Source organism: Streptomyces sp. NPDC020490, from assembly GCF_044335305.1.
Classification (GTDB): domain Bacteria; phylum Actinomycetota; class Actinomycetes; order Streptomycetales; family Streptomycetaceae; genus Streptomyces.
In genome coordinates this window covers 1-6,000 of record NZ_JBIRUY010000086.1, presented here as the reverse complement: position 1 = coordinate 6,000, position 6,000 = coordinate 1, and the positions used below count along the sequence as shown (strand labels likewise).

At 66.6% G+C, this 6,000-nt stretch carries 6 protein-coding genes and 1 pseudogene; 3 read left to right on the top strand and 4 right to left on the bottom strand.

Annotated features, from left to right (window positions below):
• Positions 1-61 precede the first annotated feature (61 nt).
• From ACH4ZX_RS40040 to ACH4ZX_RS40030, 3 genes are all read right to left on the bottom strand, one after another.
• Entirely contained in the window at positions 62-1,267 is a 1,206-nt protein-coding gene (locus tag ACH4ZX_RS40040) for an MFS transporter (RefSeq protein WP_398283829.1), read from the bottom strand.
• Positions 1,268-1,332: 65 nt separating this feature from the next.
• A complete protein-coding gene (locus ACH4ZX_RS40035; RefSeq protein ID WP_398283827.1) occupies positions 1,333-2,424 on the bottom strand; it encodes a tetratricopeptide repeat protein in 1,092 nt (363 codons plus the stop codon).
• A gap of 246 nt (positions 2,425-2,670) precedes the next feature.
• Complete coding sequence (locus ACH4ZX_RS40030; RefSeq protein ID WP_398283825.1) at positions 2,671-2,793, bottom strand: hypothetical protein; 123 nt, start codon at positions 2,791-2,793, stop codon at positions 2,671-2,673.
• 500 nt (positions 2,794-3,293) lie between these two features.
• On the opposite strand from ACH4ZX_RS40030, the gene ACH4ZX_RS40025 reads away from it, so the two are divergent.
• Genes ACH4ZX_RS40025 through ACH4ZX_RS40015 form a run of 3 tightly spaced genes read left to right on the top strand, consistent with a single transcriptional unit; the run spans position 3,294 to position 5,780 of the window.
• Positions 3,294-4,391 (top strand): SagB family peptide dehydrogenase, encoded by a 1,098-nt coding sequence (locus ACH4ZX_RS40025; RefSeq protein WP_398283823.1) that lies wholly within the window; start codon positions 3,294-3,296, stop codon positions 4,389-4,391.
• 47 nt (positions 4,392-4,438) lie between these two features.
• Positions 4,439-5,563 (top strand): cytochrome P450, encoded by a 1,125-nt coding sequence (locus ACH4ZX_RS40020; protein WP_398283821.1) that lies wholly within the window; start codon positions 4,439-4,441, stop codon positions 5,561-5,563.
• Positions 5,564-5,576: 13 nt separating this feature from the next.
• Positions 5,577-5,780 (top strand): ferredoxin, encoded by a 204-nt coding sequence (locus ACH4ZX_RS40015; protein ID WP_398283819.1) that lies wholly within the window; start codon positions 5,577-5,579, stop codon positions 5,778-5,780.
• Positions 5,781-5,882: 102 nt separating this feature from the next.
• Here ACH4ZX_RS40015 and ACH4ZX_RS40010 read toward each other — a convergent pair.
• A pseudogene (locus ACH4ZX_RS40010) lies at positions 5,883-6,000 on the bottom strand (IS5/IS1182 family transposase); the annotation flags it as partial.

Here is a 6,000-nt window from a genome sequence, read left to right as displayed (position 1 = left end):
TTGCGTGCGGATCGCCGGGGGTTCGGGGCGGTGGTTCGAGTTGCCGACCCCTGGCAGGCATTCAACCGGTGGCCGGTTCGGGCTCGGGCTCGCGGGTGGTGGTGGGGACCGGCAGGAGGTTGCGCAGTCGCAGGCAGGGCAGGACGGTGACACAGGCGAGGGCGGCGAGGATGAGAGGGAGGTGGGTGCCCAGTCCGCCGCCTAGGAGGGTGCCGGCGAGGGCGGGGACGGCGAGGTTGCCGAGGGTGCAGGCCATGAGGAAGGAGGCGTTGTAGCGGCCGCGCTCGTGGTCGGGCGCGAGGTCGTTCACGATGGGCGGCAGGCTGGTTGCCATGAGGCATTCACCGAGGGCGATGACGCCGGCCGCGATCACCAGGCAGCCGCTCCAGAGTGTGTCGGCCGACCAGACCAGCAGCCATGCCCCAGCCCACAGCACGCCCACCACTGCAAGGATGCGATGGCGGGCCCAATTGCGTGTCAGACGCAGAATGGGCAGCTGGGCGGCAACGACGGTGAGCGTGTTGGCGAGGTAGGCCAGGCCGAGCAGGCGGGCGGACGCACCGGTGACACCGTAGGCGGCGATCTTGAACTGGCCGAAGCCGACCAGGGTGAACAGCGCGCCCAGCGCGCACACCAGCCACAGCGGCCGGCTGCGTGGCAGCGTTTCGCGCAGCGGGATGCGGGCCGCGCGGGTGGGTGCAGTCTTGCGCAGGGCGGGGACGGTGACGGCGAGGGCGGCGAGGAGGAAGGTGGCGCCGTCGGCGACGTAGGCCAGGGTGAAGGAGGAGGGGTTGTCGGTGTTCACGGCGAGGGCGGCGAGCAGGCCGCCGGCGCCCAGGCCGAGGTTGAGGCCGAGGTAGCGCAGGGAGAAGGCGGTGGAGCGCTGCTCGGGTGGGATCAGGTGGCCGAGCAGGCTGTCCTGGGCAGGCAGGGCGATGGACAGGCCGCCGCCCAGCAGGGCGATGATGGCCACGACCGCGGGCAGCGACTGCACGGTGCCGAGCGCGGCAGTGGCAGCAGCGGTGAGGACCAGGCCGGCCACGATGACGTGGCGGGCCCCGAACCGGTCGGCCAGCACACCGCCCAGCGGGTTGCCGAACAGGCTCACCAGCGGCCCGGCCGCCGCGGCGAGCGTCGCCGGCCCGATGGGTATATCCCGCACGGCATGCAGGTACACCACCAGCAGCGGAGCCGTCACGCCCGACCCCAATGCGGAGACCAGCTCCGAGCCCAGCAGCCACCACGCACCCCGGCCCAGCCGCGGCACCTTTCCTGACCAACGGGCCGGCCTCGCCGTGTGCGGGCGGGGTGCGGCGTGCCAGGCCCGGCGGCTCACGCCGGCACCCCCGGCCCCAGCGAGTCCAGGCCACGGCGGACAGCTCCCAGCAGCGGATGCTCGGGCTGGACCGATGTTTCCAGGATCGCCGACGCCCGCTCCCATAGCCCCTGTGCCTGGGAGAGGTCGCCGCCGCGCCGGGCGAGAACGGCCAGGTTGTTCAGGGTCACCGCGAGTTCTGGATGCCCGGGACCGAGAGTCTGTTCCTTCAGGCGTAGGCAGCGATGAAAGAACTCTGCGGCTCGTGGGTACTGGGCGCGTTTGTAGGCGAGGGCGGCCAGGTTGCCCAGCGCGACACCGGTCTCGTAATGCGCCGGGCCAAAAGTCCTCTCGACCACCACCAGTGCCGATGCCAACAGCTCTTCAGCCTCATCCAGCTGGCCCAGCTCAATCAGCACCGGAGCCAGCGCCGCCTTGTCCAACACCACCTGAACATGCTCCGCGCCCAGCACGCGCTCACGGATCGCGACCGCCCGCCGGCCCGGCTCCACCGCTGCGGCAAAGTCCCCCCGCGAATGCGCCAGCCCGCTCAGGTTGTGGAACAACGCTGCCGCGCTCAGCCCCTCCCGCAACCCGCCACGCTCCAGCACCGCCAGAGCCCGCCGGTAACACACCTCGGCCTCTTCAAAATGCCCCGAGTACTTGAACAAGACCCCCAGCTCGTTACACACCCCCACCAGAGCGGACACAGGCATGTCGGGCTCGCCGTCAGCCACCGCCAGGGCCCCGCGCAGTGCTTCCTCCGCCTGCTCGTAGCGGCCTTGGATCCGGTACAGGCCACCGAGAAGAGTGCGAGCCCGCACCAACAAAGCCGCATCCTCGGTATCAGCGGCACTCTCACCGGCGAGAACAAACAACTGCTCCGCACGCGGATAGTCCTGCTCATCCCGGGCCCGGACCCCTAGCTTAACCAACGCCAGCGCAGCCCCCTCAGCACCTGCACTCGCGCCATTCCCGAGGGTCTCTGCCGCTCGGAAGGCAGCAGAACCATCCACCGCATCCCCCCGTTCCCGCAGGAAATGAGGGACCGTCGACACCTGGTCCGACACAGACATAAGCACACCTTCCGCCGGCAAACTGCTGGACACGAGGATTTCTCCTAACGAAATACCTCGGCCTCGGATCCTGCTGGAGCGACAGAACTTGACTGGAATAAAATCCGCGCGATGCCGACTGAATAATTCATCGCCTGGAACCGCTGTGCGTATCAGCCGCCAGCTCGATAAGCCTTCGAAGGCCCTGAGGTCTGCTTTTCAGGGCCAGCGGCCCTGAAAAGCAGACCTCTCTGCCGAGTATGCCGCTCAGTCACGCAAGGGCGTGCGACATGATCTCGGTCAGTAGAGAACGGTCTCGCAGTGGTTGGTGCTCAGGCCTGCGTCCGGGCGGTCGTACGCGTCGTCGTGCGACTCGAAGACGTCAACGTCCTCTTCGACCCGGCTGACGGGGGTAATTTCCATGACAACTCCTCGGGTAGATGTTCACACCCCCGCAATGAGGGGTGTCAAACAAGAGCCCACAGTGCCTGACTGACGCCATCGCAATGCAGGCAGATCCCACACTTATTTGACTCACACGATCCCGCATGAGTAATTAATACTCGGAAAGCATTTGGTCGTGCACAGGCGGGTTCTAGGGGTTCTTGCCAAGCTCGTCGAGCCGGTTACGCTGGCCTATCCTGCGCACTCTGGACTCATAGCAGTCGCGCACCCTCCACGGGAAAGAGGACGAGGACGATGCAGCTGACCCCCGGTTCGGGCTTGCCGGAGCATAAAGCAGGATCCGGAGGCTCCATGGATTCAGACGGGCCTCGCGACGGCGAGGATCTCCCTGACACCCGATTGAACGTTGTGCTGGGGGATGAACCAGCGGGACGACTCCTGCGCAAGCTGCGCCCCGCGTGCATGCCGGCGACCGCGGGAGGCGCGTCATGAGGGTCAGGACATCAAGGTGCGGGACCTTGTTCTGGAGCGACGGCCAACTGGTTTGGGACGACTACCTCGAACACCGCCAATACGCGCTGGCCGACGGCGTGGAGCGGGCCCTGCGCTGGTTCACCGACTTCCGTGACGTGGACTCCGTGGAGAACCTCGAGCCGGGCCGGGACTGGCGGCAGGTGGCCGCCGCTCTCGTCAAGCGGAACATTCTGGTGACCGAGGACAGCCCCCGGCACAGGCAGGAAGAAAGCGTCACCGCATCCTGGTCGGCGTGGGGCCCGATGGCCCAGGCGTTCCACTTCTCCACCCGCTCTCTGGCCCGCACCGCCATGCGCACCATCGAGCAGGACGGCACACGCCTGGAAGCCAAGAAGCACACCGACCCGCCGCCTCCGGCCTTCATGACCGTCCCTCACACGACGCGGATCGCCCTGCCCCCGGTCGATCCCACGGTCTGGCAGCACCGGGACCTCATCGATGTCCTCCACCGCAGGCGGAGCAACAGAGTCTTCTCCAACCAGCCCCTGCCCCTGGCGACGGCCAGTGCCCTCCTGCACACCGCCGCCGGGCCGCTCAGACGTGTACCCGGCCGGGTGACACCTGAATGCGGCCCGGTCATGGCGCCTGGGGGCATTCTGGCGGACGACCTGCAGCAGGTGTTCAAGACCTCGCCGTCCGGCGGCGCCCGCCACCCCACCGAGATCTACCTCTACGCCCGCAACGTGGCCGGGCTGGAGCCGGGCGCTTACCACTACGCCGCAGCCGACCACGCCCTTGAGCAACTCGGCCGTAGCCTGGACGACGAACAGCTGGTCGCGGCGGTCGGCGACCAGGCATGGGTGGGAGGGGCGGCCGCGCTGATCTTCTACACGAGCGTGATCGCCCGCAGCCAGTGGAAGTACAACTTCCCCCGCAACTACCGCGCCCTGATGATGGACATCGGCCACCTGAGCCAGACCGTCTACCTCCTGGCCACGGCAGCAGACCTGCACGTCACCTACACGGCGGCGCTGCGCGACGAGACCGTCGAAGAACTCCTGGGCTGCGACCCCGTCCGGCAGCTGGTCATCGGCACCTCCGTGATCGGCATGCCCGACCGGGCCTGCCCAGCCCCCGCCTGAGGTATCCACCCCAGACGCAGGCAGCAACCCCGATACCAGGAGCGACCATGACCGAACCTCCCAAGGATGCCGGACTTCGCTTCAAGAAGGCCGTATTGAGAGTGCGACACCCGGATGCCCTGGCATCCTGGATCGTCACCCGCTACGACGACGTGCGCAAAGTTCTGGGTGACAGCCAGCTGTTCAGCTCACAGATCCCCCTCATGAACGCGCCGCCCGAACTGGATATCTTCATCCAGACGGACCCGCCCGACCACACCCGGATCCGGCGCCTGCTGACTCCTCACCTCACCGTGCGCAGGATGGTGGAGCACGCCCAGCAGATCGACCTGCTCGTCGACCACGCCCTGGACCGCCTCATCTCGGCCGGCGCGGGCGCCGATCTCACCGAACAGTTCTCCAATCCCCTCGCCCACGCGGCCTTGTGCCAGTTCCTCGGACTGCAGGCCACTGACCGGGCCCTCCTCGATCAATGGCTGCACACCTTCGAGGCCCCCGATGCGCCCCTCGCCGATAAACAACGCGCGGGAAAAGACATGATGCGCTATCTGGAACATGCCGTCCGCGCCTCGACCGCACCCGAGGGAAGCCTGCTGTCCCGCCTTCACCGTCGAAACGAAGAAGAAACGGAAAGTCTCACTGAGCGCGAACTGGTGTGCGTCCTGTTCACCCTGCTGAGCGCGGGATACGAAACCCTGCGGAACATGATCAGCCTCAGCCTGCTCACGCTGATGCTTCGGCCTGAAACAGCCGACGAACTGCGAGCCGACCACTCGCTCGTACCGGCCGCTGTGGAGGAATTTGCCCGATACTACTCCGTCGTCCATCGCCCCCTCCCAAGAAAGGCAACCCGGGACACGGAAATAGGAGGAGTCCAAGTAAAGGCAGGCGAGTACGTAGCCGTATCGCTGCCCGCTGCAAACTGGGACACCAGCGTCTTCGAAAACCCTGAGGAGCTGGACATCCATCGCACCGCGGCTCCCCACCTGGCGTTCGGACATGGAATCCACCACTGCGTCGGCCGGCCGCTCGCCGTCTCCGTCCTGAAATCCGTCATAACCAAAACACAGCAGCGTATTCCACAGCTTCAGCCAGCCGGTAATCAGGCGCCTCAATACCTCCACGAGAGACTTTTCTACGGAGTTCGAGAGCTGTCGTTTGAATGGAATTGAAAGGAAAATCCCGATGATCGTATCGGTCGACCGCAACAAGTGCTGCGGATCAGGACTCTGCGCATCCCTGGCACCCGAAGTCTTCGGACAGCACGACACCGACGGACTCGTGACACTCCTGACCGACAACCCGCTCCCGGCCGTGGAGAACCGCGTCCGCACAGCGGCCTCCACATGCCCGACCTCAACCATCATGCTTTCAGCGTGTCCGCAGTGAGCGGTGTGCATCGTGAAGCTTGCAGGTCAAGTGGGCTGGTGTGCGTGCGCTCCGGCGTGCTCATGCTGGTCGGGGGCGGATGACTCCTGGCAAGGTCATCGGTCAGCGGGCGACTTCGCGGTTCGTCAGCACCAGCAGGGCCCTCACCAGGGCGGTCGCCCACTTCGGGTCGGTGCGGACCTTGCCGAGCACGCGCCAGTTCTTCAGGTGCGCGAAGCCG

Excerpts from the sequence above, each read along its gene's own strand:
- ACH4ZX_RS40030 (WP_398283825.1), bottom strand. The coding sequence starts at position 2,793 with ATGGAAATTACCCCCGTCAGCCGGGTCGAAGAGGACGTTGACGTCTTC.
- ACH4ZX_RS40015 (WP_398283819.1), top strand. The coding sequence starts at position 5,577 with ATGATCGTATCGGTCGACCGCAACAAGTGCTGCGGATCAGGACTCTGC.
- ACH4ZX_RS40020 (WP_398283821.1), top strand. The coding sequence starts at position 4,439 with ATGACCGAACCTCCCAAGGATGCCGGACTTCGCTTCAAGAAGGCCGTA.